A 24,473-nucleotide genomic window follows, 5' to 3' on the forward strand; every position below is an offset into this window, starting at 1 on the left:
GACTATTAAAAGTGGGGAACCAGGTTCGCCTTCTGGATATTACTCAGCGCGAACACTTCATCTTTACCTTCGACTGTGACAGTGATCATTTCACCGTCAACCGCTTTGATAACGCCCTGCCATTTACGACGGTTTTGTACCGCCATACGAAGTACCAGCGTCACTTCTTCACCCAGGAAACGCGCGTAGTGCTCAGCCGTGAACATAGGACGGTCGAGACCTGGCGAGGAGACTTCCAGGTTGTATGCCACAGTGATGGGATCTTCGACATCCAGCACCGCGCTCACCTGGTGACTCACATCAGCACAATCATCAACATTGATGCCATCTTCACTATCAATATAGATGCGCAGTGTGGATGTGCGACCGCGAATAAATTCGATGCCGACCAGTTCGTAACCTAAGGCTTCAACTGGCGCTGTAATCATCTCTGTTAATTTTTGCTCTAATGTGGACAAGCCCACCCCCAAGACATAAAAAAAGGGCCTAAAGCCCAGTTATTCTGTAGTCAGATAACAAAAAACCCCGATAAATCGGGGCTTTAGATAACTGAACCCTATAACCGCAACTGCGGTCTGGAGAACCTTCCGAAAGAATTTTTTTCAAATCCAGCTACGAAGGCCTAAGTCTTCACAGTATATTTGAAAAAGAACTCTAAGGGAAAGTGGTTGCGGGGGCCGGATTTGAACCGACGACCTTCGGGTTATGAGCCCGACGAGCTACCAGGCTGCTCCACCCCGCGCCTGAAACGTGGCAAATTTTACTCGCTTTGAGTAAAAGATGCAAATACTGCTGGGATTTGGTACCGAGGACGGGACGTAAAATCTGCGCGTATTATATTGATTCGATATGCGATATGTCAACCGCGTTAATAATATGCACATGAATGAATACCAACCCGGCCTCCGTTAAGAAGCCGCGCCAGTCAGGAAAGAAGCCACCCCATACCGTTTTTTAACGAAATTATCACTAAACTCTTCCTGTCATCCGTAAAAGATGATTAAATGAAAACTCACTTATTTTGCATAAAAATGCACTTAGAGCAGAAAGCCGATCTCTTCATCAGTCTATCAAGCAGGGTTTTATTTATGACGACGATTCTCAAGCATCTTCCGGTAGGTCAACGTATTGGTATCGCTTTTTCCGGCGGCCTGGACACCAGTGCTGCACTGCTGTGGATGCGACAAAAAGGCGCTGTCCCTTATGCATATACTGCGAATCTGGGTCAGCCGGATGAGGATGACTATGACGCCATTCCTCGTCGCGCAATGGAATACGGTGCAGAGAACGCTCGCCTGATTGATTGCCGTAAACAGCTGGTTGCCGAAGGGATCGCCGCGATTCAGTGCGGCGCTTTCCATAACACCACCGGCGGACTGACCTATTTCAACACCACGCCGCTGGGCCGCGCCGTTACCGGCACGATGCTGGTCGCTGCGATGAAGGAAGATGGTGTTAACATCTGGGGCGACGGCAGTACCTATAAAGGAAACGACATCGAGCGTTTCTACCGTTACGGCCTGTTGACCAACGCGGAGCTACAGATTTACAAACCGTGGCTGGATACCGACTTTATTGATGAGCTGGGCGGTCGTCATGAGATGTCCGAGTTTATGATTGCCTGCGGTTTCGACTACAAGATGTCCGTCGAAAAAGCCTATTCCACTGACTCCAACATGCTCGGCGCGACCCATGAAGCCAAAGATCTGGAATTCCTGAACTCCAGCGTCAAAATCGTCAATCCAATCATGGGCGTCAAGTTCTGGGATGAAAACGTGAAAATCCCGGCGGAAGAAGTTACCGTGCGCTTTGAACAGGGGCATCCTGTCGCGCTAAACGGTAAGACCTTCAGCGATGATGTTGAACTGATGCTGGAAGCTAACCGTATCGGCGGCCGTCACGGTCTGGGCATGAGCGATCAGATTGAGAACCGTATCATCGAAGCGAAGAGCCGGGGTATCTATGAAGCGCCGGGGATGGCTCTGCTGCATATCGCCTATGAGCGTCTGCTGACCGGCATCCACAACGAAGACACTATCGAGCAATATCATGCGCATGGCCGTCAGTTAGGCCGCCTGCTGTATCAGGGCCGCTGGTTTGACTCCCAGGCGCTGATGCTGCGTGACGGTCTGCAACGTTGGGTGGCCAGCCAGATTACTGGTGAAGTCACGCTGGAGCTGCGTCGTGGTAACGACTACTCGATCCTGAATACCGTCTCTGACAATCTGACCTACAAACCAGAGCGTCTGACGATGGAAAAAGGTGACTCCGTGTTCTCGCCGGATGACCGTATCGGTCAGTTGACGATGCGCAATCTGGATATCACCGATACGCGTGAAAAACTGTTTGGTTATGCGCAGTCAGGCCTGCTTTCCGCCTCTTCCGCGACAGGTTTGCCGCAGGTTGAGAATCTGGAAAACAAAAGCAAGTAAGTTAACGGACAACGATTAAAGGCCGCATAAGCGGCCTTTTTTGTGGGCGGTGTAGGCCTAATAAACGAAGTGCCATCAGGCACATTACGTAACATGTCGGATGGCGGCGTAAACGCCTTATCCAACCGACAAAAACAAAGTCTATAACCCCCGCGAAATACAGACGAAAAAAAAGACGCTTTTCAGCGTCTTTCTTTCGGAATATTGGTACCGAGGACGGGACTTGAACCCGTAAGCCCTATTGGGCACTACCACCTCAAGGTAGCGTGTCTACCAATTCCACCACCTCGGCACGGAAATCTTAGTGTGGGATATCGCTGCTCGGCTGTGCCGGTGCAACTGGCTGAGTCTGCTCGGTTTTTGCCGGAGCGCTCAGATTTTCCCACTCACTTCCTTTATTGGTCTTGTTGCTGTTGATATTGCCCAGCGCCAGACTGATGATGAAGAACAACGTTGCCAGTACAGCCGTCATACGGGTCATGAAGTTACCAGAACCACTTGAACCAAACAGCGTAGCGGAAGCGCCTGCTCCAAAGGAGGCTCCCATATCAGCGCCTTTACCTTGCTGTAGCATGATCAAGCCTACCAGGCCAATTGCCACAATAAGGAAAACTACCAAAAGAGCTTCGTACATAATCAACCTGTTCCTTGCGGAGTTGCCGCATACCAATGCTTCAACCAATAAAGCGGGATAATTTACTGTTTCCCACTGAAGCGGGTGTGAATACTAACCAAAGCGAATGACCTTCGCAAGGGCAATTTTAGTGCATTGTATCAACTGCGGAAAAAAACAGCAAAAAGGTCTTTTTCCTGCAACAAAAAGGCAGCAAACGCCGCCTTTTTAGTCACTTATCACCAGGATTAAACCGCTTTTACGGCATCCGCAATACGATGAGCAAACTCAGTAACCTGCGCTTCATCCTCGCCTTCTACCATTACGCGAATTAACGGTTCAGTACCGGACTTACGCAGCAGCACGCGACCACGATTTCCCAGCACCGCTTCGACTTCCGCCGTCACCGCCTTAACGTTGTCATTCTCCAGCGGATCGCCGCTACCGGCCGCATAACGTACGTTAACCAGAATCTGCGGAAACATTTTCATGCCGCTGCACAAATCGTGCAGACTCATGTGGTTACGCACCATCGCCGCCAGAACCTGTAGCCCCGCGACAATACCGTCACCGGTGGTGGTTTTATCCAGCAGAATAACGTGGCCGGAGTTTTCCGCCCCAATACGCCAGCCTTTTTCTTGCAGTTTTTCCAGCACGTAGCGGTCGCCGACTTTAGCACGCGCGAACGGAATGCCCAGCTGTTTCAACGCCAGCTCCAGGCCCATGTTGCTCATCAGCGTACCGACTGCGCCACCGCGCAGTTGACCCTGACGCAAACCTTCGCGGGCGATGATATACATGATCTGATCGCCATCGACTTTATTCCCTTCATGGTCAACCATGATCACGCGATCGCCGTCGCCGTCCAGCGCGATCCCTAAATCAGCTTTCTCCGCAATCACGCGCGCCTGTAGCGCACGCACATCCGTAGCGCCGACTTCTTCATTAATATTGACGCCGTTCGGCTCACAGCCAATCGCAATGACATTCGCACCCAGTTCACGCAGGACGTTCGGTGCAATGTGATAGGTCGCGCCGTTGGCGCAATCCACAACAATCTTCAGCTCATTCAGGCTCAGTTCGTTCGGGAACGTACCTTTGCAGAACTCAATGTAGCGCCCCGCAGCATCCACAATACGGCTGGCTTTACCCAGCTCTGAGGAATCCACGCAGGTGATCTCTTTTTCCATCTCTGCTTCAATGGCCTCTTCAACTTCATCAGGCAGTTTGGTGCCGTCAATGGAGAAGAATTTAATCCCGTTGTCATAAAACGGGTTATGTGAAGCGGAGATAACGATCCCGGCCTCTGCACGGAAGGTTCGGGTCAGATAAGCCACCGCAGGCGTCGGCATCGGGCCGGTAAAAGAGGCAGACAATCCCGCTGCCGCCAGACCGGCTTCCAGCGCAGACTCCAGCATATAGCCAGAAATACGCGTGTCTTTACCGATAATGATTTTACGTGAACCATGACGCGCCAGCACTTTCCCTGCGGCCCAGCCCAGCTTAAGCACAAAGTCAGGAGTAATGGGCGCATCGCCTACACGACCACGGATCCCATCGGTGCCAAAATATTTACGATTACTCATAGCGTTTATTTTCCTTTGCAGACAGAGTGGCTTCTACCACACGCATCGCTTCTACGGTTTCTTTAACGTCATGGACACGAATGATATGCGCCCCCTGCATTGCGGCGATAACCGCACACGCCAGGCTCCCACTCAAACGATCGGAGGGCCCGACGTTGAGCAACTGACCAATCATCGATTTACGTGACATTCCCACCAGCAGCGGCAGGTTAAAATGATGGAACTCCGCCAGACGTGCCAGTAACGTATAGTTATGGGAGAGATTTTTACCGAAACCGAATCCCGGGTCGAGCAACAATTTCTCTTTTGCGATGCCTGCCCTTTCACAGCGTGCTATTTGGTCAATAAAGTAGCGATTGAGCTCCGCAAAAACGTCTTCGTACTTTGGCGCTTCCTGCATTGTTTTAGGCTGCCCTTGCATATGCATCAGGCAGACCGGTAAACCAGTCTCAGCCGCCGCCTCAAGCGCGCCCGGTTCAGAGAGAGAGCGAATGTCGTTGATGATGTGAGCACCCACTCTTGCCGATTCCCGAATCACCTCCGGTTTTGAGGTATCCACTGAAATCCATACCTCAAAACGCTGGGCGATGGACTCAACTACCGGGATCACGCGTTCCAGTTCTTCTTCAACGCTGACATCCGCCGCTCCCGGTCGCGTTGATTCGCCGCCGACATCAATAATCGTCGCTCCGGCGTTAATCATCAGATTAGCGTGCTTCACCGCCTCCACCAGCGTATTGTGCGTCCCGCCATCGGAGAAAGAATCCGGCGTGACGTTCAGGATGCCCATTACGTGTGGGTGAGAGAGATCCAGCGTGGAGCCCTGGGCGAAGAGTTTCATAGCTAATCCTTCTGATGTTATTTCAAATATAAAAAACCCCGGAGCAAGCCCCAGGGTTTCGGTGAAGCAGAGTCATCAATAACAGATAACTTATTTGTCGCCTAACTGCTCTGACATGGTGTTGCCTGGGTTCGGCGTACGCGGTTCATCAACCGGGCGCGGCGCACGAGGCGTACCATTGTTGTCAGAGTTGTTGGTGCCGTTCGGATCTTCCCAGCCAGCCGGCGGGCGAACTTCGCGGCGCGCCATCAGGTCATCAATCTGCGGCGCATCGATAGTCTCATACTTCATGAGCGCATCTTTCATTGCATGCAGGATGTCCATATTGTCATTCAGGATCTGACGAGCGCGATTGTAGTTACGTTCAATCAGCGCTTTCACTTCCTGGTCGATGATACGCGCGGTTTCATCAGACATGTGTTTGGCTTTCGCAACGCTACGTCCCAGGAACACTTCACCCTCTTCCTCTGCATACAGCAGCGGACCGAGCTTATCGGAGAAGCCCCACTGGGTGACCATGTTACGCGCCAGGTTAGTCGCGACTTTAATGTCGTTCGACGCACCGGTAGAAACATGCTCTACGCCATAGATGATCTCTTCCGCCAGACGACCGCCGTACAACGTGGAGATCTGGCTTTCCAGTTTCTGACGGCTGGCGCTAATCGCGTCGCCTTCAGGCAGGAAGAAGGTCACACCCAGCGCACGACCGCGCGGAATAATCGTCACTTTATGCACCGGATCGTGCTCTGGAACAAGGCGACCAATAATCGCATGGCCTGCTTCGTGGTAAGCGGTAGATTCTTTCTGCGCTTCCGTCATCACCATGGAGCGGCGTTCCGCACCCATCATGATTTTGTCTTTCGCTTTCTCGAACTCAACCATGGATACCACACGCTTGTTGCCACGGGCAGCAAACAGCGCCGCTTCGTTCACAAGGTTCGCCAGATCGGCGCCAGAGAAGCCCGGCGTGCCGCGTGCGATGATTGCCGCATCGATATCCGGCGCCAGCGGTACGCGACGCATATGCACTTTCAGGATCTGCTCACGACCACGCACGTCTGGCAGACCTACCACGACCTGACGGTCGAAACGGCCAGGACGCAGCAGCGCAGGGTCAAGTACGTCTGGACGGTTAGTCGCCGCGATAACGATGATACCTTCGTTACCTTCGAAGCCGTCCATCTCAACCAGCATCTGGTTCAATGTCTGTTCACGTTCATCATGACCGCCGCCCAGACCCGCGCCACGCTGGCGGCCTACGGCGTCGATTTCATCAATGAAGATAATGCACGGCGCCGCTTTCTTAGCCTGTTCGAACATGTCACGCACACGAGATGCGCCAACACCGACGAACATTTCGACGAAGTCAGAACCGGAAATCGTAAAGAACGGGACTTTCGCTTCGCCTGCAATAGCTTTCGCCAGCAGGGTTTTACCCGTACCCGGAGGGCCGACCATCAGGACGCCTTTCGGGATTTTACCGCCCAGCTTCTGGAAGCGGCTTGGTTCACGCAGATACTCGACCAGCTCAGCCACTTCTTCTTTCGCTTCGTCACAACCTGCAACATCGGCAAAAGTGGTTTTGATCTGATCTTCCGTCAGCATGCGCGCTTTACTCTTACCGAACGACATGGCGCCTTTGCCACCGCCGCCCTGCATCTGACGCATGAAGAAGATCCAGACGCCGATCAGCAACAGCATCGGGAACCAGGAAATAAAGATTGAAGCCAGCAGGCTCGGCTCTTCAGGTGGTTCGCCAACAACCTTGACGTTTTTGGTCAGCAGGTTATCAAGCAGCTTCGGATCGTTAACCGGAATGTAGGTCGTGTAACGGTTACTATCTTTCTTGGTAACGTTGATCTCACGTCCGTTGATACGCGCTTCACGAACCTGGTCCTGGTTGACCTCTTGCAGGAAGGTAGAGTAATCCACCTTACGGCCATTAGACTCGCTGGGCCCAAAGCTCTGGAATACTGACATCAGCACAACGGCAATGACCAGCCAGAGTATTAGGTTTTTCGCCATGTCACTCAAGGGATTAACCTCTTATTACAACTGTGTTAAAAACAGCGTCAGGATACTCTATATCCAGCTTCTTTCAAACTTTCGTCTGAAATCCCCCGGTTATGGTTTTCGCCCGGTCGCTACAATATACACTTCGCGTGAACGCGCACGCGAAGAGTCCGGCTTACGAACTTTAACCTTCGTAAACAGGGAGCGAATTTCCCTTAGGTACTCATCGAAACCTTCGCCCTGGAACACCTTCACTACAAAACTTCCACCTGGCGCCAGCACATCACGACACATTTCTAACGCCAGTTCCACCAGATACATGGCGCGGGGGATATCCACCGCCGGTGTTCCGCTCATGTTTGGTGCCATATCTGACATGACAACTTGTACTTTACTGTCACCCACGCGTTCCAGCAGCGCTTTCATAACAAGTTCATCACGAAAATCGCCCTGAAGAAAGTCCACACCAACGATAGGATCCATAGGTAAAAGATCGCAAGCGATGATACGGCCTTTGCCGCCAATCTGCGTGACCACATACTGTGACCAGCCTCCTGGCGCAGCACCGAGGTCGACAACCGTCATCCCCGGCTTAAAAAGTTTGTCACTTTGCTGTATTTCATCAAGTTTAAACCAGGCACGGGAACGTAACCCCTTTTTCTGCGCCTGTTGAACATATTTATCGCTAAAGTGTTCCTGAAGCCAGCGACTCGAGCTGGCAGAACGCTTTTTACCTGTCATTTAACTTTCCCGTCGGGGCAATTCATCGTTACCCGTAGCGTAAATTTTTACGCGCTCATTTGGTGATATATGGGAGATGGCGGTAGAATGACCCGTTTTCAATCCCAACGTAAGCAAAAATATACGATGAATCTGAGTACTAAACAAAAACAGCACCTGAAAGGTCTGGCACATCCGCTCAAGCCGGTAGTTATGCTTGGCAACAATGGTTTGACCGAAGGGGTACTGGCCGAGATTGAACAAGCGTTAGAGCACCATGAACTTATCAAGGTGAAGATCGCCTCGGAAGATCGCGAAACCAAAACCTTGATCGTGGAAGCTATCGTACGCGAAACCGGCGCCTGTAACGTACAGGTCATCGGTAAAACGCTGGTACTTTATCGCCCAACTAAAGAACGTAAAATCTCGCTGCCACGCTAAGAATATCCTAAAGTCGAACACAAAATCTGTGTAAAACGAGGGGTTTTCCGCAAGCAGGAGAGCAAAATGCCACGCTCTCTTCGTTGATAAAAGGCCGCATAGCGGCCTTTTTCCTTTCTTTACAATACATCAACATCTTGAGTATTGGGTAATTCTTACAGGTATTCCACCTTAATCACTTCGTATTCCACTTCGCCGCCAGGCGTTTTGATGGTCACGACGTCATCCTGCTCTTTGCCAACCAGGCCGCGCGCGATAGGTGAATTCACGGAAATCAGGTTCTGTTTAAAATCCGCTTCGTCATCGCCGACAATACGCCAGGTCTGCTCTTCATCGTTATCGAGATTCAGAACAGTTACCGTTGCGCCGAAAACAACACGTCCGTTGTTCGGCATCTTCGTCACGTCGATCACCTGCGCATTCGACAGCTTCGCCTCGATATCCTTGATACGTCCTTCGCAGAAACCCTGCTGTTCACGCGCAGCGTGATACTCGGCGTTCTCTTTCAGGTCGCCATGCTCACGCGCTTCCGCGATAGCGGCGATGATTTCAGGACGGCGCACAGATTTCAGAAAATCCAGCTCTTCGCGCAGTTTTTCGGCACCACGTAAAGTCATCGGAATAGCTTGCATTTGTTATACCTCTTGAACATTCCTGTAGGGGGTGATTGACCCCGCCTCGGCTGCTAAGCCTGCTCCGGTATGCGTTCTACCAAAGCCAGAAGCAAAAAAATACCGACCCGGGTACAAAGCCCCAGGTCAGCTACAATTCTCAATTTGATACGTATTTTACCCTGGAGTTCCCTATGGGTCATCGTTTACTTTCCAGGGCATTGCGCCGTAGTATGACGGCTTGTTTCCAGGTTGTTAGCGCGAGATTATGCGATTTTCCAGATTTATCATCGGATTGACCACCAGTATAGCGTTCAGCGTCCAGGCCGCGAATGTTGATGAATACATCAATCAGCTCCCTGATGGGGCCAACCTTGCTTTCATGGCTCAGAAGGTCGGCGCGTCCACGCCCGCGATTGATTACCATAGCCAGCAGATGGCGCTGCCCGCCAGTACGCAAAAAGTGATCACGGCCCTCGCGGCATTGATTCAGCTCGGCCCCGATTTTCGTTTTACCACCACGCTGGAGACAAAAGGCAACGTGGACAATGGCGTCTTAAAAGGGGACTTAGTGGCGCGATTTGGTGCCGATCCGACGCTAAAACGCCAGGATATTCGCAATATGGTCGCGACGCTGAAAAAATCCGGCGTGACGCAAATTGCGGGAAATGTGCTCATCGACACCTCCATTTTCGCCAGCCATGATAAAGCGCCAGGCTGGCCCTGGAATGACATGACGCAATGTTTTAGCGCCCCCCCCGCAGCCGCCATTGTCGATCGCAACTGCTTTTCCATCTCCCTCTACAGCGCGCAAAAACCGAATGACTTAGCGTATATTCGCGTGGCGTCCTATTACCCGGTGACCATGTTCAGTCAGGTTCGCACCCTCCCACGCGGCTCTGCGGAAGCGCAATACTGTGAGCTGGATGTCGTTCCGGGGGATTTAAACCGCTTCACGCTGACAGGCTGCCTGCCGCAGCGCGCCGAACCGTTACCGCTGGCCTTCGCCATTCAGGACGGCGCCAGCTATGCCGGAGCGATCCTGAAAGACGAGTTAAAACAAGCAGGTATTACCTACAGCGGTACGCTGTTACGCCAGACGCAGGTCAACGAACCCGGAACGGTGGTTGCCAGCAAGCAGTCTGCGCCGCTGCATGATTTGCTTAAGATTATGCTGAAAAAATCGGACAACATGATTGCCGATACCGTCTTTCGCATGATCGGCCACGCACGCTTCAACGTCCCCGGCACATGGCGGGCGGGATCTGATGCCGTACGCCAGATCCTGCGTCAGCAGGCTGGCGTTGATATTGGCAATACCATCATCGCTGACGGTTCGGGCCTCTCTCGCCACAACCTGATTGCCCCGGCCACCATGATGCAGGTGCTGCAATACATCGCCCAACACGACAACGAGCTGAACTTTATCTCCATGCTGCCGCTGGCGGGATATGACGGCTCTCTGCAATACCGTGCGGGTCTGCATCAGGCTGGGGTTGATGGTAAAGTTTCGGCGAAAACAGGCTCGCTGCAAGGGGTCTATAATCTGGCGGGATTTATTACAACGGCAAGTGGGCAACGGATGGCGTTTGTTCAGTATCTTTCCGGGTATGCCGTTACGCCAGCTGACCAGCGCAATCGTCGTATTCCGTTAGTACGTTTTGAAAGCCGGTTGTACAAAGATCTTTATCAGAACAACTAGGTGAGGATAGTGCCGGATGGCGCTGACGCTTATCCGGCCTACACACTAGATGGGTCATTTAATTGCCGGATGGCGGCGCTTTGCGCCTTATCCGGCCTACTATCCGTAGGCCCGGTAAGCGTAAGCGCCACCGGGCATTTGAACCAGATTAACGTTTGTAGATGAACTCGACGCCTTCTTCGTCGTCTTCGTCCCAGTCGTCATCCCAGTCATCTTCCGCTTCGTCTTCGACTTCAGCGAGCTGCTGACGGTGATAATCGTCCCACATGAACTCCACTTTCTCCGGCTGCTTCGCTTCATCAGCCTGAACGATAGGGTTCTCGATGATAAAGGTCATCACATCCCAGCAGAGATCTTTCACGCCAGTCTGGCTGGCAGCGGAAATCATGTAGTACTTATCTTCCCAGCCCAGCGCCTGCGCGATAGCTTTCGCTTTTTCTTCCGCTTCGGCCTGGTCCAGCAAATCAATTTTGTTGAACACTAACCAGCGCGGCTTAGCAGCCAGATCCTGACTGTATTTTTCCAGTTCGCCGATAATGATACGGGCGTTTTCCACCGGATCGGAACCGTCGATAGGATCGATATCAATAAGGTGCAGCAGTACGCGGCAACGTTCCAGGTGCTTCAGGAAGCGAATCCCCAGACCCGCGCCTTCCGCCGCGCCTTCAATCAGCCCCGGAATATCGGCAACCACAAAGCTCTTTTCGTTGTCCATACGCACAACGCCAAGGCTCGGCACCAGAGTGGTAAACGGATAGTCCGCCACTTTCGGTTTTGCCGCAGATACCGCGCGGATAAAGGTTGATTTACCGGCGTTTGGCATCCCCAGCATACCCACGTCCGCCAGCAGCATCAGCTCCAGCATCAAATCGCGCTTATCGCCCGGCGTGCCCATCGTTTTCTGACGCGGAGTACGGTTAACAGAGGACTTAAAGCGGGTATTGCCCAGGCCGTGCCAGCCGCCTTTGGCAACCATCAGACGCTGACCGTGTTTGGTCATATCGCCCATGGTTTCGCCGGTGCCCTGATCGATAACACGCGTACCGACAGGCACTTTGATCGTGACATCTTTCCCACGTTTACCGGTGCAGTCACGGCTTGCGCCATTCTGACCACGTTCAGCGCGGAACGATTTTTCAAAGCGGTAATCGATCAGCGTGTTCAGGTTTTCGTCGGCTTCCAGCCAGACGTCGCCACCATCGCCGCCATCACCGCCATCCGGGCCGCCTTTCGGGATGTATTTTTCGCGGCGGAAGCTCACGCAACCATTACCGCCATCGCCAGCAACGACCAGAATCGATGCTTCATCAACAAACTTCATTTTACTCTCCGTAAATCATTCGCCTGAGCGGGGTTGCGAAACCACCGTTTCATGCTTGCGTAAACCGCCCCAAATACGATGACCAATGGCGGAATACATCGCGCCCGCAACCACGACAAACGCACCGAGATAACCTAAAAGGTTTAACATCGGTCTGGCGAAGAAATCGGGCCAGGCCATAGATAATAGATCTGAAAATAACAGCGTAAACAGCGGAGTGAGCGTGATTAACGCACTTACCTGCGCTGCCTGCCAACGCGCCATCGCTTCCGCCAGGGCGCCATATCCTACCAGCGTATTCAGCCCACAGAAAATCAAACACGCGAGCTGCCAGTCGCTTAACTGCGAGATAACCCCCGGCTTCGCCAGCGGCAATAACGCAATCGTACATAAAGTGTACAGTAAAAACAGGATCTGCTGTGAGGCCAGACGACGCAATAACACCTTTTGCGCGACGCCATAACTCACCCAGACCGTCGCCGCACCGACCCCAAAGATCACACCCCAGGTGTAATCGGTCAGTTTGGTAAAAATCTCGACCAGACTGGTATTAAAGAACATCACCAGCCCACAAAGCAGCATGAGCGCGCCAATCACCTGCGTGCCGCGCATCTTTTCTTTCAAAATAAAGACGCTGGCGACCATCATGCCAACCGGTGACAGTTGACCGATAACCTGCGATGCCGTCGGACTCAAATATTGCAGGGAAGAGCTGAACAGGATGAAATTCCCGAAAAGTCCACCTGTTGCAATCGCCAGCAACACCAGCCAGCGCGGTTTGCGAAAAATACGCAATGGCGGGAGCTTTCTTTTAACTGCCAGGATTGCGCCAAGGCCGATACTCGCCATTAAAAAGCGATAGAAGACAATGGTCGGAGGTTCCATCACCTCCAGCACCTGCTTCATTGCAATTGGCAAGGCGCCCCAACACATTGCAGTGGTGAGTGCTAAAAGGATGCCAATGCCAGCCTGCTGCTTCATGCCCGTTTTCCCTACAAGAAAATTTTCCGGGTTTTCAATGTAAAAAGCCCCGCAACACGTTGCGGGGCTTTAATCCGTTACCGGACCACGAAGAACTTACTCAGCAACGATGCTGATGTATTTACGGTTGTTCGGGCCTTTAACTTCGAATTTCACTTTACCGTCTGCTTTAGCAAACAGAGTGTGGTCACGACCGCAACCTACGTTAGTGCCAGCGTGGAATTTGGTGCCACGTTGACGAACGATGATGCTACCCGCCAGAACGGTTTCGCCACCGAAACGCTTAACGCCCAGGCGTTTAGCTTCTGAATCGCGACCGTTACGAGTTGAGCCGCCAGCCTTTTTATGTGCCATTTAAATCTCTCCTCAGGTCTTAGGCGCTGATGCCAGTAATTTTCACATCAGTGAACCACTGACGGTGGCCTTGCTGCTTACGATAGTGTTTACGACGACGAAACTTAACGATTTTAACTTTCTCGCCACGACCGTGAGCAACAACTTCAGCTTTGATTACGCCGCCATCAACGAAAGGAACGCCGATTTTGACTTCTTCACCGTTTGCGATCATCAGAACTTCAGCGAACTCAATAGTTTCGCCAGTTGCGATGTCCAGCTTTTCCAGGCGAACGGTCTGACCTTCGCTTACTCGGTGTTGTTTACCACCACTTTGGAAAACCGCGTACATAAAAAACTCCGCTTCCGCGCACGCCTTTTCAATGATTCAGAGTGCGCTATAAATATTCACAATAGGGCGCGAATATTACGCAAAACGCGAGCCTTTGACAAGTGCTACCGTCAATACATGAAGAAAAAAAACACAACGTGTACGGTAACGTTTATCTGCGCCGTTTTTTCAGTACAATCAGCATATATTCCTAACCCTAAACCCTTAGTTATCTCATCCCATGATGAGTTAATCGGGGCGATAAGCCCGGCTTTTGCGATGAATTTAGAAAAAATCAATGAGTTAACCGCGCAAGATATGGCGGGTGTCAATGCGACAATCCTTGAACAGCTCAATTCCGACGTCCAACTGATCAATCAGTTAGGGTATTACATCGTTAGCGGCGGCGGAAAACGTATCCGCCCGATGATTGCCGTACTCGCTGCGCGCGCCGTTGGTTATCAGGAAAATGCGCACGTCACGATCGCTGCCTTAATCGAGTTTATCCACACCGCCACCCTGCTACACGACGATGTTGTGGATGAATCCGATATGCGTCGTGGGAAGGCAACGGCGAATGCGGCATTTGGCAACGCCGCCAGCGTCCTGGTCGGTGATTTTATCTACACCCGCGCGTTCCAGATGATGACCAGCCTTGGCTCGCTGAAAGTGCTGGAAGTAATGTCAGAAGCGGTGAACGTCATCGCCGAAGGCGAAGTGCTGCAACTGATGAACGTCAACGACCCGGATATCACCGAAGAAAATTACATGCGCGTGATTTACAGCAAAACGGCGCGCCTGTTTGAAGCTGCGGCGCAGTGTTCCGGTCTTCTTGCTGGCTGTACTCCTGAGCAGGAAAAAGGGTTGCAGGATTATGGTCGTTATCTCGGTACGGCCTTTCAGCTGATTGACGATTTACTCGATTACAGCGCTGATGGCGAGCAGTTAGGTAAAAATGTCGGCGATGACCTCAACGAAGGAAAACCAACGCTGCCGCTGCTGCACGCTATGCGTAACGGTACGCCAGAGCAGGCGCAAATGATCCGTACCGCCATTGAACAAGGCAATGGGCGCCACCTTCTGGAACCCGTTCTGGAAGCCATGACCGCCTGCGGTTCACTGGAATGGACGCGTCAGCGTGCAGAAGACGAGGCCGATAAAGCCATCGCCGCCCTACAGATTCTGCCTGATACGCCGTGGCGCGAAGCCCTGATCGGTCTGGCGCACATCGCCGTACAACGCGATCGTTAACCCTCCCTTCTCATCCCGTGCTCTGCGCGGGATGAATCTTTAAGTTCCAGTAAATTCCAGTTGTTCGTTTCTTTCCCAGCCCTTTACCCATCGCACGTATGCTGTCACATTTTATGAATATGCATACTCTTTACAGGAACATATTAGAGCAATACTATCACCTGGCGTATAGTATTTCTCACAGGCTGATTATCCAGGCCGCAAGCGACTGACTGACCGAAGGAGTGAGGGAATAATGGAAAATAAACTCATTGACTGGCATCCCGCAGACATCATTGCCGGATTACGTAAAAAAGGGACATCTATGGCGGCGGAATCACGCAAGAATGGATTAAGTTCCTCGACGCTGGCAAACGCCCTGACCCGACCGTGGCCGAAAGGAGAGCTCATCATTGCGAAGGCGCTGGGTACAGAACCCTGGGTGATCTGGCCGTCGCGCTATCATGACCCAGAAACCCATGAGTTCATTGACAGAACGCGTCTGATGCGGGCTCGAAAAGGGAAATAGAGAAGTAAGGAACGGATAACGCTCTGAACGGTAGCCCCCGAACAAGGGGCTACCAGTGCATGCGGAAAAAATTACTCGCCTTTCACACGCTCAATATTCGCGCCCAGCGCGCGCAGTTTGTCTTCAATGCGCTCATAGCCACGATCGATGTGATAAATACGATCGACCAGCGTCGTACCTTCTGCAATGCATCCCGCCAGCACCAGGCTCGCAGACGCACGCAAGTCGGTCGCCATCACCTGCGCCCCGGAGAGTTTTTCAACGCCGTGGCAAATCACGGTGTTGCTCTCGATTTCCGCGTGCGCACCCATACGGATCAGTTCAGGCACATGCATAAAGCGGTTTTCGAAAATGGTTTCCGTGATGAAACCCGTCCCTTCCGCGACAAGGTTCAGCAGCGTGAACTGCGCCTGCATATCGGTCGGGAAAGCCGGGTGCGGCGCGGTGCGCACATTCACAGCTTTCGGACGCTGGCCATGCATGTCCAGGCTGATCCAGTCTTCACCGGTTTCAATATCCGCTCCGGCGTCACGCAGTTTAGCCAGTACGGCATCCAGCGTATCCGGCTGCGCGTTACGGCAGACGATTTTACCGCCGGAAATCGCCGCCGCGACCAGGAAGGTGCCGGTTTCAATGCGATCGGGCAGAACACGGTATACGCCGCCGCCCAGACGCTCAACGCCCTCAATGGTAATACGATCGGTGCCCTGACCGCTGATCTTCGCTCCCAGCGTCACCAGGAAGTTCGCGGTATCGACGATCTCCGGCTCACGCGCGGCGTTTTCAATCACGGTGGTCCCTTCGGCCAGCGTTGCCGCAGACATGATGGTCACCGTCGCACCGACGCTGACTTTGTCCATCACGATATGCGCGCCTTTCAGGCGACCATTAACAGACGCCTTCACATAGCCTTCTTCCAGCTTGATCTCAGCGCCCAATTGTTCCAGGCCGGTGATGTGCAGATCGACCGGACGCGCGCCGATGGCGCAGCCGCCTGGCAGAGAAACCTGTCCCTGACCAAAACGCGCAACCAGCGGCCCCAGCGCCCAAATCGACGCGCGCATGGTTTTTACCAGTTCGTAAGGCGCGCAGAAGATGTTGACCTGGCTGGCGTCGATCCAGACAGAACCGTTACGTTCCACTTTCGTTCCAAGCTGGCTGAGCAGTTTCATCGTCGTATCGATGTCTTTCAGCTTTGGAACGTTCTGGATCTCTACCGGCTCTTCTGCCAGCAGCGCCGCGAAAAGGATCGGCAATGCGGCATTTTTAGCGCCTGAAATTGTGACTTCGCCCTGGAGCGTTGTCGGCCCCTGTACACGAAATTTATCCATTATTCTGTTCTCTGTTAAGAATTCATATCTGCTACCGGCGTGTCGCCCGTCGCTCAAAAACCGTTAAGTTTGCGATCGCGTTCCCATTCCGCTGGGGTATACGCTTTGATCGATACGGCATGGATACGGTTATCCGCAATAAACTCCATCAACGGGCCGTACACAGACTGCTGCTTCTTGACCCGGCTCATGCCGTCAAACATCTCACCCACGGCGATAACCTGAAAGTGACTGCCATCGCCAGAGACGTGGACTTCCTGGAGGGAGAGTGCGCTCATCAGCACGCTCTGAATTTCATGATTTTCCATGGGCTCTTCATTCGTCAAATAGGGAAAACAGCCCAACATCTTAGAGCAAAGTGGCGCTGTCATAAATAAGCAAAAAGCCCAGCTGATAAATCAGGCAAGGCTTTGGTGGCAAATCCCACTTAGGGGTTGTGCCGGATGGTGGCACAAGGCCTTATCCGGCCTACAAAAATTAACGTGGAAGCACGTCAGCAGGCAAATTATAGAGCTTCGCCAGCGTGTAAACCTTCTCGTTTACCCCTTGCAGCGAAACGCTGTTGCCCTGTCGTTTCGCCTGATCGACAAGATGCACCAGTAACGCCAGACCACCGGTATCCACCCGGGAGACCTGGCTCAGATCGATGCAGGTTACGCCTTTCATCGCATCAACGCGCGCATCCCACAGAGGGTTCAGCACGTCCTGGTCCAGCTCTCCCGCTAATGCCAGCGTGTCACCTTCGCGCGTCCAGCTAAGTGACTGCGTCATTATTTTTTCTCTTCCAGCGAAATTTTCTGACGAGAAATTGACTGCAACTGCGCGGTCAGGCCGTCGATGCCTTTGGTACGCAGCAGATCGCTCCACTCATTCTGTTTTGTGGTGATCATGCTGACGCCTTCCGCGATCATGTCATAAGCCTGCCAGTTACCGGTCTGGGTGTTTTTACGCCACTGGAAATCCAGTCGAACCGGAGGACGGCCATTCGGATCGATGATCGTCACGCGGATCGGCACGATGGTCGCATTGCCCAGCGGTTGTTCCGGCGCAATCTGGTAAGTCTGGCCGTGGTACATCGCCAGCGCCTGACCATAAGCCTGTTTCAGGTATTCACGAAACGCCGCGAAATAGGCGTCACGCTGCGCCGGCGTCGCCTCCCGGTAGTAACGACCCAGTACCAGCGCGCCCGCGTATTTCACCTGCACATACGGCAGCAGTTCCTGGTCAACGACGTCGCGCAGGTAATCAGGGTTGGCACGGATTTTCGGCTGTTCGTTTTTCAGACGATCGAAGGTTTTCTGCGCCGCCTCATTCATCAATTTATACGGGTTAGTCTGGTCCGCCGCGGTTGCCGCGCTCAACGGTGCAATGACCAGCAGCGCTACCATCATTAATCGCTTAAACATACATCGATTCTCCTGTGATTAATTTGTTGCGCCCGCAGGCGGTGTCGCTTCATTATTGCCTTCAGTTGGCGCTGGCGCATCGCCAGAATTCTTATTGTCGTCCCCTTTACTGTTGTAAAGGAACTGACCAATCATGTCTTCAAGCACCATCGCGGACTTGGTGTCCTGAATAGTGTCGCCATCTTTGAGGATAGACGTTCCCAGTTCAGGATCTTCAAACCCAACGTTTAACGCCAGATATTGCTCCCCCAGCAGGCCAGAGGTGCGGATACTCAGCGAACTGGTATCAGGAATGTGGTTATAGCGCTCTTCAATATCCAGCGTGACGCGCGGCAGGTAGGTTTTCGGATCCAGCGAGATATCCGCAACCCGGCCGACAACCACCCCGCCGATGCGCACCGGAGAGCGCGCTTTCAGGCCGCCAATATTGTCGAAGGTCGCATAAATCGTGTAGGTCGGCTCCGTGCGCATTGAGGTGACATTGGCCGCTTTCAGGCAAACAAACAGCGCCGCCAGCAACGCAACCAGCAAGAAGATCCCTACCCAAATTTCACTTTTTTTCGTTTGCATGAACTCAATTCCCAAACATCAGTGCGGTCAACACAAAATCCAGACCCAGAACGGCCAAAGACGAGTGCACAACGGTGCGCGTGGTTGCGCGGCTAATCCCGGCAGAGGTCGGAATCGCGTCATACCCATTGAACAGCGCAATCCACGTTACCGTGATGGCGAACACCACGCTCTTAATCAAACAGTTCACGAGATCCAGACGCCAGTCGACGGCATCCTGCATCGCCGACCAGAAGAAACCGGCATCGATCCCCTTCCAGCTAACGCCAACCAGCGATCCTCCCCAGATGCCAACGGCCACGAAGATAATCGTCAGCAGTGGCAGCGAAATCACCCCCGCCCACAGGCGCGGAGAGATCACCCGGCGCAGCGGATCGACGGCCATCATTTCCATACTGGAGAGCTGCTCAGTCGCTCGCATAAGACCAATTTCTGCGGTCAGCGCAGACCCTGCGCGCCCGGCAAACAGCAACGCCGCGACAACCGGCCCCAGTTCACGCAGCAATGAAAGCGCCACCAGCATACCCAGGCTGGTTTCCGCGCTGTAGGTCGTCAGAACCAGATAGCCCTGCAACCCGAGCACCATGCCGATAAAAACGCCAGAGACGATAATAATGAGCATCGACAGGACGCCCACATTATAGAGCTGACGCACCAGCAGCGGCGCATGCTTGCGAAATTCCGGCTTACCAATCACCGCATTGAATAACATTAACCCGGCACGCCCGAACGTTCTGAGGGTTTTGATCCCCCGGTGTCCGAGCGATGCCAGCGCATTTAACAGCATGAGTGGCTTAACTCCCTGTTTCGAGTAAATCGGAGTGATAATCGCCCGCCGGATAGCGGAACGGAACCGGCCCGTCGGCAATACCGTCCAGGAACTGGCGGACGCGCGGGTCGGCATTTTCTTGCAGTTCCTTCGCGCTACCGTGCGCCACGATTTTTTTGTCCGCCATAATCCAGGCGTGATCGGCGATGCTCAGCACCTCCGGCACATCGTGGGACACGACAACGCAGGTTACGCCCAGCGTGCTGTTCAGTTCTGAAATCAGCTTCACCAGTACGCCCATCGTAATCGGGTCCTGACCCACAAACGGCTCATCGAACATAATGAGGTCGGGTTCCAGCGCAATAGCACGGGCTAATGCCGCACGCCGCGCCATCCCCCCGGACAGTTCAGAGGGCATGAGCTTTGCCGCGCCGCGCAGACCAACGGCTTCCAGTTTCATCATCACCGTGCTTTTCAACAGCGGCGCGGGTAAATTCGTGTGCTCCCGCAGTGGGTAGGCTACGTTATCAAACACGTTCATGTCGGTGAATAGCGCCCCCGACTGAAACAGCATGCTCATCCGTTTTCGTACCGTGTACAACCGCGAGCGAGACATAGCCGGTACGTTTTCGCCATCAAACAGTATTTCCCCGCTATCCGGCGGGATTTGTCCGCCAATCAGTCGTAACAGCGTGGTTTTACCGATCCCCGATGGCCCCATGATCGCCGTGATCTTCCCGCGTGGCACGGTCAGGGAAATATTATCGAAAATGCAGCGGTCGCCACGCGAAAAGCTGACGTCGCGCATATCGACTAAATTCGCCACAGACTGACCCATTGATTCATCCTTTGTATCGCCTTGTTGATCTAAGCATGGCGCTGAATTTAGCCATGAACCCAACATATTTACAGAATATTACCTGCCCTGGTTAGCTAAAGCTGGCATTTGTTTTACTTTTTAGCCGCATAAAGTCAAAATTAAGACTTCGTTACGGCTTCCAGAAGATCCCTCCAGTGGACCGGCGAGTATACCTGAAGAAAGGACTTTAGATGCTTTTAGCTACGGCGCTGTTAATTATTGGTTTACTTCTGGTGGTCTACAGCGCCGATCGTCTGGTGTTTGCCGCATCGATTTTGTGTCGGGCAGTGGGGATTCCTCCGCTCATTATCGGGATGACGGTCGTCAGTATCGGAACATCATTACCGGAGATAATTGTCTCGGTTGCCGCGTCGCTTCACGGGCAACTGGACTTAGCCGTAGGCACCGCGCTCGGCTCCAACATCATCAATATCTTGCTGATTCTGGGCCTGGCGGCGCTGTTTCACCCTTTTACCGTGCATTCTGATGTTTTGCGCCGCGAATTGCCGCTAATGTTATTTGTCAGTGTGCTGGCGGGTTCCGTCCTGCACGATGGCGAGCTGAGCCGTAGCGACGGAATCTTTCTTCTGCTGCTGGCCGTGCTATGGCTGCTGTTCATTGTTAAGATCGCGCGCCTGGCGGAGCGGCAGGGAAATGACAGCCTCACCCGGGAGCAGGTGGCAGAGCTGCCGCGCGAAGGCGGCTTACCCGTCGCGTTTTTGTGGCTGGGTATCGCGCTGATTATTATGCCGATGGCGACGCGGATGGTGGTTGATAACGCCACCGTACTGGCGAACTACTTCGCCATGAGCGAACTGACTATCGGCCTGACGGTGATTGCGATTGGCACCAGCCTGCCGGAGCTGGCGACGGCGATCGCGGGCATCCGCAAAGGTGAAAATGATATCGCCATTGGCAACATTATCGGCGCCAATATTTCTAATATCGCCATCGTTCTGGGGCTGCCTGCATTGATTACGCCAGGCGACGTCAACCCGCTGGCGTTTGGGCGTGACTATAGCGTGATGCTGTTAGTGAGCATTGTTTTGGCATTGCTGTGCTGGCGGCGTCCGCGCCAGATTGGTCGGGGCGCAGGCGTGCTGCTGACCGGCGGTTTTATCGTATGGCTGGCGATGCTGTACTGGCTATCGCCGCTTCTTATTGGATAACGGGAAAACGGACTATGTCGCACTTAGCGTTACAACCGGGTTTTGACTTTCAGAAAGCAGGCAAAGACGTCCTGGAGATTGAACGTGAAGGCCTGGCGGAGCTTGATCAATACATCGACCAGAACTTCACGCTCGCCTGTGAAAAAATCTTCTCGTGCACAGGCAAAGTCGTTGTCATGGGGATGGGAAAATCAGGTCATATCGGGCGGAAAATGGCCGCCACCTTTGCCAGCACCGGCACTTCCGCCTTTTTTGTTCACCCGGGCGAGGCCGCGCATGGCGATCTCGGCATGGTCACCTCGCAGGATGTGGTGATCGCGATTTCCAACTCTGGCGAATCCAATGAGATTGCCGCATTAATCCCGGTTCTCAAACGCTTGCAGGTGCCGCTGATTTGTATCACCGGGCGGCCAGAAAGCAGCATGGCGCGTGCGGCGGATGTGCATCTGTGTGTTAAAGTGCCGAAAGAAGCCTGCCCGTTGGGTCTGGCACCGACCAGCAGCACCACGGCTACGCTGGTCATGGGCGATGCGCTCGCGGTCGCGTTATTAAAAGCCCGCGGCTTTACCGCCGAAGATTTTGCGTTGTCGCATCCGGGCGGCGCACTTGGCCGTAAACTTCTGCTGCGCGTTAACGATATCATGCACACCGGCGATGAAATCCCGCATGTGAATAAAAACGCCAGCCTGCGTGATGCCCTGCTGGAAATTACGCGTAAAAATCTCGGCATGACCGTCATTTGTGATGACACAATGAAGATTGACGGCATCTTTACCGATGGCGACTTGCGTCGTGTTTTCGATATGGGTGTGGATGTTCGCCAGTTAGGGATTGCCGACGTCATGACGCCAGGGGGAATTCGCGTTCGCCCCGGTATTCTCGCCGTTAACGCCCTGAACTTAATGCAGTCCCGTCATATCACCTCCGTTTTGGTTGCTGATGGCGACCAGTTACTGGGTGTGTTACATATGCATGATTTACTGCGTGCAGGCGTAGTGTAGAAACTCAAGGATAAAAGAAATGAGTAAAGCAGGTGCGTCGCTTGCGACCTGTTATGGCCCCGTCAGTACACAGGTTATCGCCCAGGCGGAAAACATCCGTCTGCTCATCCTCGATGTGGATGGCGTGCTGTCTGATGGTCTGATTTATATGGGCAACAACGGTGAAGAGCTGAAGGCCTTTAACGTCCGTGATGGCTACGGCATTCGCTGTGCGCTCACTTCCGGGATTGAGGTCGCTATTATTACCGGACGAAAGGCTAAACTTGTAGAAGATCGCTGTGCCACCCTGGGGATCACGCATCTCTATCAGGGGCAGTCGGACAAACTTATCGCGTTTGGCGACCTGCTCGATAAGCTGGGCGTTGCGCCTGAAAATGTGGCTTACGTCGGTGACGATCTGATCGACTGGCCGGTGATGGAAAAAGTGGGTCTGAGCGTTGCGGTCGCTGATGCGCATCCGCTCCTGATCCCCCGCGCCGACTATGTGACGCATATCGCCGGTGGACGCGGCGCGGTGCGGGAAGTGTGCGATCTACTCTTGCTGGCGCAGGGTAAGCTTGATGAGGCCAAAGGGCAATCGATATGAGTAAAACCAGACGTTGGGTTATCATTCTACTGTCGTTGGCCGTACTGGTGTTGATCGGAATTAATCTGGCGGATAAAGACGATCCTGCTCAGGTTGTGGTGAACACCAGCGATCCGACTTATAAGAGCGAGCATACCGATACGGTCGTCTATAGCCCGGAAGGCGCGTTGAACTATCGTCTTATTGCGCAGCACGTTGAATATTATTCAGAACAGGCGCTTTCGTGGTTTACCCAACCGGTATTAACCACCTTTGATAAAGATAAAGTCCCGACATGGTCGATTAAAGCGGATAAGGCGAAATTGACCGAAGACCGGATGCTCTATCTGTATGGTCACGTTGAAGTCAATGCGCTGGCGCCTGACGCTCAACTACGCAGAATCACGACGGATAACGCGACGATCAACCTGGTGACGCAGGATGTCACCTCTGAAGATCTGGTCACGTTATACGGAACAACATTTAACTCCAGCGGACTGAAAATGCGCGGCAACTTACGCAGCAAGAACGCCGAGCTGATTGAAAAGGTTAGAACCTCCTATGAAATTCAAAACAAACAAACTCAGCCTTAATCTTGTGCTTGCCAGCACACTTCTGGCCGCCAGTCTTCCGGCGTTCGCGGTCACCGGCGATACCGAACAACCGATTCATATTGAATCGGACCAGCAGTCACTGGATATGCAGGGTAACGTGGTGACGTTTACCGGAAATGTCGTCGTGACTCAGGGCACCATCAAAATCAATGCCGACAAAGTGGTCGTCACCCGTCCGGGCGGCGAGCAAGGCAAAGAGGTGATCGACGGCTTCGGCAACCCGGCGACGTTTTATCAGATGCAGGACAACGGCAAGCCGGTAAAAGGCCATGCCCAAAAAATGCATTATGAACTGGCGAAAGATTTCGTCGTCCTGACCGGTAACGCCTACCTGGAGCAGCTCGACAGCAACATCACCGGCGATAAGATCACTTACCTGGTGAAAGAGCAGAAAATGCAGGCGTTCAGCGAAAAAGGCAAACGTGTAACGACGGTTCTGGTGCCGTCGCAGTTGCAGGACAAAAACAAAGACCAGACCCCGGCACAGAAGAAGGGTAACTAATTC

28 protein-coding genes and 2 tRNA genes are annotated in these 24,473 nt (G+C 53.1%); 10 read left to right on the forward strand and 20 right to left on the reverse strand.

All coding sequences use genetic code 11. The annotated features are described in order from the left end of the window. Nucleotides 1-5: 5 nt before the first annotated feature. Nucleotides 6-458 carry a ribosome maturation factor RimP gene (gene rimP / locus OGV67_RS15335; RefSeq protein ID WP_012135304.1) on the reverse strand — a complete coding sequence of 151 codons (453 nt, stop codon included), beginning with the start codon at nucleotides 456-458 and terminating at the stop codon, nucleotides 6-8. A 207-nt stretch (nucleotides 459-665) separates the two neighbouring features. Next, nucleotides 666-742: transfer RNA gene (locus tag OGV67_RS15340), tRNA-Met, on the reverse strand. 346 nt (nucleotides 743-1,088) lie between these two features. Between OGV67_RS15340 and argG the strand changes: the two genes are divergently transcribed. Then, on the forward strand, nucleotides 1,089-2,432 hold the full coding sequence (gene argG, locus OGV67_RS15345) for an argininosuccinate synthase (RefSeq protein ID WP_049010995.1): 1,344 nt from the start codon (nucleotides 1,089-1,091) through the stop codon (nucleotides 2,430-2,432). Nucleotides 2,433-2,637: 205 nt separating this feature from the next. On the opposite strand, the gene OGV67_RS15350 is transcribed toward argG, so the two are convergent. The 6 genes from OGV67_RS15350 to rlmE form a co-directional block, all read right to left on the reverse strand. Further along, nucleotides 2,638-2,724, reverse strand: a tRNA-Leu gene (locus OGV67_RS15350). A gap of 9 nt (nucleotides 2,725-2,733) precedes the next feature. Continuing rightward, the gene (gene secG / locus OGV67_RS15355) at nucleotides 2,734-3,066 is read right to left on the reverse strand and encodes a preprotein translocase subunit SecG (protein WP_012135307.1); all 333 of its coding nucleotides are present in this window, start codon (nucleotides 3,064-3,066) and stop codon (nucleotides 2,734-2,736) included. A 227-nt stretch (nucleotides 3,067-3,293) separates the two neighbouring features. Continuing rightward, nucleotides 3,294-4,631, reverse strand: a complete 1,338-nt coding sequence (gene glmM / locus OGV67_RS15360) for a phosphoglucosamine mutase (RefSeq protein WP_115614380.1) — start codon at nucleotides 4,629-4,631, stop codon at nucleotides 3,294-3,296. Beyond that, the gene (gene folP, locus OGV67_RS15365; protein WP_286465714.1) at nucleotides 4,624-5,472 is read right to left on the reverse strand and encodes a dihydropteroate synthase; all 849 of its coding nucleotides are present in this window, start codon (nucleotides 5,470-5,472) and stop codon (nucleotides 4,624-4,626) included. The genes glmM and folP overlap by 8 nt, the downstream gene beginning before the upstream one ends. Before the next feature lie 90 nt (nucleotides 5,473-5,562). Then, entirely contained in the window at nucleotides 5,563-7,497 is a 1,935-nt protein-coding gene (gene ftsH / locus OGV67_RS15370; protein WP_012135310.1) for an ATP-dependent zinc metalloprotease FtsH, read from the reverse strand. Nucleotides 7,498-7,596: 99 nt separating this feature from the next. Further along, nucleotides 7,597-8,226, reverse strand: a complete 630-nt coding sequence (gene rlmE, locus OGV67_RS15375) for a 23S rRNA (uridine(2552)-2'-O)-methyltransferase RlmE (RefSeq protein WP_000145975.1) — start codon at nucleotides 8,224-8,226, stop codon at nucleotides 7,597-7,599. Between the two features lie 126 nt (nucleotides 8,227-8,352). On the opposite strand from rlmE, the gene yhbY reads away from it, so the two are divergent. Further along, nucleotides 8,353-8,646 carry a ribosome assembly RNA-binding protein YhbY gene (yhbY, locus tag OGV67_RS15380; protein WP_004139797.1) on the forward strand — a complete coding sequence of 98 codons (294 nt, stop codon included), beginning with the start codon at nucleotides 8,353-8,355 and terminating at the stop codon, nucleotides 8,644-8,646. 155 nt (nucleotides 8,647-8,801) lie between these two features. On the opposite strand, the gene greA is transcribed toward yhbY, so the two are convergent. Then, entirely contained in the window at nucleotides 8,802-9,278 is a 477-nt protein-coding gene (greA, locus tag OGV67_RS15385) for a transcription elongation factor GreA (RefSeq protein ID WP_012135312.1), read from the reverse strand. A gap of 247 nt (nucleotides 9,279-9,525) precedes the next feature. On the opposite strand from greA, the gene dacB reads away from it, so the two are divergent. Continuing rightward, the gene (gene dacB / locus OGV67_RS15390) at nucleotides 9,526-10,959 is read left to right on the forward strand and encodes a serine-type D-Ala-D-Ala carboxypeptidase (RefSeq protein ID WP_049010979.1); all 1,434 of its coding nucleotides are present in this window, start codon (nucleotides 9,526-9,528) and stop codon (nucleotides 10,957-10,959) included. A gap of 148 nt (nucleotides 10,960-11,107) precedes the next feature. Here the strand turns inward: dacB and cgtA are convergent, their stop codons facing one another. From cgtA to rplU, 4 genes are all read right to left on the reverse strand, one after another. Beyond that, nucleotides 11,108-12,280, reverse strand: coding sequence for an Obg family GTPase CgtA (cgtA, locus tag OGV67_RS15395; RefSeq protein ID WP_012135316.1), 1,173 nt, complete (start codon nucleotides 12,278-12,280; stop codon nucleotides 11,108-11,110). Nucleotides 12,281-12,295: 15 nt separating this feature from the next. Continuing rightward, entirely contained in the window at nucleotides 12,296-13,261 is a 966-nt protein-coding gene (locus tag OGV67_RS15400) for a DMT family transporter (RefSeq protein WP_012135318.1), read from the reverse strand. Between the two features lie 96 nt (nucleotides 13,262-13,357). Then, nucleotides 13,358-13,615: a 50S ribosomal protein L27 gene (gene rpmA / locus OGV67_RS15405; protein ID WP_012135319.1), complete on the reverse strand. Its 258-nt coding sequence runs from the start codon at nucleotides 13,613-13,615 to the stop codon at nucleotides 13,358-13,360. 19 nt (nucleotides 13,616-13,634) lie between these two features. After that, nucleotides 13,635-13,946: a 50S ribosomal protein L21 gene (gene rplU / locus OGV67_RS15410; RefSeq protein ID WP_000271396.1), complete on the reverse strand. Its 312-nt coding sequence runs from the start codon at nucleotides 13,944-13,946 to the stop codon at nucleotides 13,635-13,637. A 258-nt stretch (nucleotides 13,947-14,204) separates the two neighbouring features. On the opposite strand from rplU, the gene ispB reads away from it, so the two are divergent. Both ispB and sfsB read left to right on the forward strand, forming a co-directional pair. Next, a complete protein-coding gene (ispB, locus tag OGV67_RS15415; RefSeq protein ID WP_024130985.1) occupies nucleotides 14,205-15,176 on the forward strand; it encodes an octaprenyl diphosphate synthase in 972 nt (323 codons plus the stop codon). Between the two features lie 235 nt (nucleotides 15,177-15,411). Further along, a complete protein-coding gene (gene sfsB / locus OGV67_RS15420) occupies nucleotides 15,412-15,684 on the forward strand; it encodes a DNA-binding transcriptional regulator SfsB (RefSeq protein WP_012135321.1) in 273 nt (90 codons plus the stop codon). 71 nt (nucleotides 15,685-15,755) lie between these two features. Here the strand turns inward: sfsB and murA are convergent, their stop codons facing one another. The 7 genes from murA to mlaF form a co-directional block, all read right to left on the reverse strand. Next, nucleotides 15,756-17,015: a UDP-N-acetylglucosamine 1-carboxyvinyltransferase gene (gene murA, locus OGV67_RS15425; protein WP_012135322.1), complete on the reverse strand. Its 1,260-nt coding sequence runs from the start codon at nucleotides 17,013-17,015 to the stop codon at nucleotides 15,756-15,758. 53 nt (nucleotides 17,016-17,068) lie between these two features. Next, nucleotides 17,069-17,323: a BolA family iron metabolism protein IbaG gene (ibaG, locus tag OGV67_RS15430; protein WP_024130986.1), complete on the reverse strand. Its 255-nt coding sequence runs from the start codon at nucleotides 17,321-17,323 to the stop codon at nucleotides 17,069-17,071. A 169-nt stretch (nucleotides 17,324-17,492) separates the two neighbouring features. Beyond that, the gene (gene mlaB / locus OGV67_RS15435; RefSeq protein ID WP_049010395.1) at nucleotides 17,493-17,786 is read right to left on the reverse strand and encodes a lipid asymmetry maintenance protein MlaB; all 294 of its coding nucleotides are present in this window, start codon (nucleotides 17,784-17,786) and stop codon (nucleotides 17,493-17,495) included. Further along, nucleotides 17,786-18,421, reverse strand: coding sequence for a phospholipid-binding protein MlaC (gene mlaC / locus OGV67_RS15440; RefSeq protein WP_012135325.1), 636 nt, complete (start codon nucleotides 18,419-18,421; stop codon nucleotides 17,786-17,788). Before mlaC ends, mlaB begins: the two co-directional genes overlap by 1 nt. Nucleotides 18,422-18,439: 18 nt before the next feature. Beyond that, on the reverse strand, nucleotides 18,440-18,991 hold the full coding sequence (gene mlaD, locus OGV67_RS15445) for an outer membrane lipid asymmetry maintenance protein MlaD (protein WP_012135326.1): 552 nt from the start codon (nucleotides 18,989-18,991) through the stop codon (nucleotides 18,440-18,442). A 4-nt stretch (nucleotides 18,992-18,995) separates the two neighbouring features. Further along, nucleotides 18,996-19,778, reverse strand: a complete 783-nt coding sequence (gene mlaE / locus OGV67_RS15450) for a lipid asymmetry maintenance ABC transporter permease subunit MlaE (protein WP_047460983.1) — start codon at nucleotides 19,776-19,778, stop codon at nucleotides 18,996-18,998. 7 nt (nucleotides 19,779-19,785) lie between these two features. Beyond that, complete coding sequence (mlaF, locus tag OGV67_RS15455; RefSeq protein WP_012135328.1) at nucleotides 19,786-20,598, reverse strand: phospholipid ABC transporter ATP-binding protein MlaF; 813 nt, start codon at nucleotides 20,596-20,598, stop codon at nucleotides 19,786-19,788. Nucleotides 20,599-20,810: 212 nt separating this feature from the next. On the opposite strand from mlaF, the gene OGV67_RS15460 reads away from it, so the two are divergent. Genes OGV67_RS15460 through lptA form a run of 5 tightly spaced genes read left to right on the forward strand, consistent with a single transcriptional unit; the run spans nucleotide 20,811 to nucleotide 24,470 of the window. Continuing rightward, nucleotides 20,811-21,788, forward strand: coding sequence for a calcium/sodium antiporter (locus OGV67_RS15460; RefSeq protein WP_012135329.1), 978 nt, complete (start codon nucleotides 20,811-20,813; stop codon nucleotides 21,786-21,788). A 14-nt stretch (nucleotides 21,789-21,802) separates the two neighbouring features. Continuing rightward, nucleotides 21,803-22,789 (forward strand): arabinose-5-phosphate isomerase KdsD, encoded by a 987-nt coding sequence (kdsD, locus tag OGV67_RS15465; RefSeq protein WP_012135330.1) that lies wholly within the window; start codon nucleotides 21,803-21,805, stop codon nucleotides 22,787-22,789. Nucleotides 22,790-22,808: 19 nt separating this feature from the next. After that, nucleotides 22,809-23,375 (forward strand): 3-deoxy-manno-octulosonate-8-phosphatase KdsC, encoded by a 567-nt coding sequence (gene kdsC, locus OGV67_RS15470; RefSeq protein ID WP_012135331.1) that lies wholly within the window; start codon nucleotides 22,809-22,811, stop codon nucleotides 23,373-23,375. Further along, on the forward strand, nucleotides 23,372-23,947 hold the full coding sequence (gene lptC, locus OGV67_RS15475; protein ID WP_012135332.1) for an LPS export ABC transporter periplasmic protein LptC: 576 nt from the start codon (nucleotides 23,372-23,374) through the stop codon (nucleotides 23,945-23,947). The genes kdsC and lptC overlap by 4 nt, the downstream gene beginning before the upstream one ends. Continuing rightward, nucleotides 23,916-24,470 carry a lipopolysaccharide ABC transporter substrate-binding protein LptA gene (gene lptA, locus OGV67_RS15480; RefSeq protein WP_047460976.1) on the forward strand — a complete coding sequence of 185 codons (555 nt, stop codon included), beginning with the start codon at nucleotides 23,916-23,918 and terminating at the stop codon, nucleotides 24,468-24,470. Before lptC ends, lptA begins: the two co-directional genes overlap by 32 nt. The last annotated feature ends 3 nt before the right edge of the window (nucleotides 24,471-24,473 follow it).

Source organism: Citrobacter sp. CK188, assembly GCF_030333525.1.
GTDB classification, from domain to species: Bacteria; Pseudomonadota; Gammaproteobacteria; order Enterobacterales; family Enterobacteriaceae; genus Citrobacter_B; species Citrobacter_B koseri.

Bases quoted from the DNA above. Each gene is read 5' to 3' on its own strand.
- argG (WP_049010995.1), top strand. From the start codon at position 1,089: ATGACGACGATTCTCAAGCATCTTCCGGTAGGTCAACGTATTGGTATC.
- secG (WP_012135307.1), bottom strand. From the start codon at position 3,066: ATGTACGAAGCTCTTTTGGTAGTTTTCCTTATTGTGGCAATTGGCCTG.
- glmM (WP_115614380.1), bottom strand. From the start codon at position 4,631: ATGAGTAATCGTAAATATTTTGGCACCGATGGGATCCGTGGTCGTGTA.
- folP (WP_286465714.1), bottom strand. From the start codon at position 5,472: ATGAAACTCTTCGCCCAGGGCTCCACGCTGGATCTCTCTCACCCACAC.
- ftsH (WP_012135310.1), bottom strand. From the start codon at position 7,497: ATGGCGAAAAACCTAATACTCTGGCTGGTCATTGCCGTTGTGCTGATG.
- rlmE (WP_000145975.1), bottom strand. From the start codon at position 8,226: ATGACAGGTAAAAAGCGTTCTGCCAGCTCGAGTCGCTGGCTTCAGGAA.
- yhbY (WP_004139797.1), top strand. From the start codon at position 8,353: ATGAATCTGAGTACTAAACAAAAACAGCACCTGAAAGGTCTGGCACAT.
- greA (WP_012135312.1), bottom strand. From the start codon at position 9,278: ATGCAAGCTATTCCGATGACTTTACGTGGTGCCGAAAAACTGCGCGAA.
- dacB (WP_049010979.1), top strand. From the start codon at position 9,526: ATGCGATTTTCCAGATTTATCATCGGATTGACCACCAGTATAGCGTTC.
- cgtA (WP_012135316.1), bottom strand. From the start codon at position 12,280: ATGAAGTTTGTTGATGAAGCATCGATTCTGGTCGTTGCTGGCGATGGC.
- OGV67_RS15400 (WP_012135318.1), bottom strand. From the start codon at position 13,261: ATGAAGCAGCAGGCTGGCATTGGCATCCTTTTAGCACTCACCACTGCA.
- rpmA (WP_012135319.1), bottom strand. From the start codon at position 13,615: ATGGCACATAAAAAGGCTGGCGGCTCAACTCGTAACGGTCGCGATTCA.
- rplU (WP_000271396.1), bottom strand. From the start codon at position 13,946: ATGTACGCGGTTTTCCAAAGTGGTGGTAAACAACACCGAGTAAGCGAA.
- ispB (WP_024130985.1), top strand. From the start codon at position 14,205: ATGAATTTAGAAAAAATCAATGAGTTAACCGCGCAAGATATGGCGGGT.
- sfsB (WP_012135321.1), top strand. From the start codon at position 15,412: ATGGAAAATAAACTCATTGACTGGCATCCCGCAGACATCATTGCCGGA.
- murA (WP_012135322.1), bottom strand. From the start codon at position 17,015: ATGGATAAATTTCGTGTACAGGGGCCGACAACGCTCCAGGGCGAAGTC.
- ibaG (WP_024130986.1), bottom strand. From the start codon at position 17,323: ATGGAAAATCATGAAATTCAGAGCGTGCTGATGAGCGCACTCTCCCTC.
- mlaB (WP_049010395.1), bottom strand. From the start codon at position 17,786: ATGACGCAGTCACTTAGCTGGACGCGCGAAGGTGACACGCTGGCATTA.
- mlaC (WP_012135325.1), bottom strand. From the start codon at position 18,421: ATGTTTAAGCGATTAATGATGGTAGCGCTGCTGGTCATTGCACCGTTG.
- mlaD (WP_012135326.1), bottom strand. From the start codon at position 18,991: ATGCAAACGAAAAAAAGTGAAATTTGGGTAGGGATCTTCTTGCTGGTT.
- mlaE (WP_047460983.1), bottom strand. From the start codon at position 19,778: ATGCTGTTAAATGCGCTGGCATCGCTCGGACACCGGGGGATCAAAACC.
- mlaF (WP_012135328.1), bottom strand. From the start codon at position 20,598: ATGGGTCAGTCTGTGGCGAATTTAGTCGATATGCGCGACGTCAGCTTT.
- OGV67_RS15460 (WP_012135329.1), top strand. From the start codon at position 20,811: ATGCTTTTAGCTACGGCGCTGTTAATTATTGGTTTACTTCTGGTGGTC.
- kdsD (WP_012135330.1), top strand. From the start codon at position 21,803: ATGTCGCACTTAGCGTTACAACCGGGTTTTGACTTTCAGAAAGCAGGC.
- kdsC (WP_012135331.1), top strand. From the start codon at position 22,809: ATGAGTAAAGCAGGTGCGTCGCTTGCGACCTGTTATGGCCCCGTCAGT.
- lptC (WP_012135332.1), top strand. From the start codon at position 23,372: ATGAGTAAAACCAGACGTTGGGTTATCATTCTACTGTCGTTGGCCGTA.
- lptA (WP_047460976.1), top strand. From the start codon at position 23,916: ATGAAATTCAAAACAAACAAACTCAGCCTTAATCTTGTGCTTGCCAGC.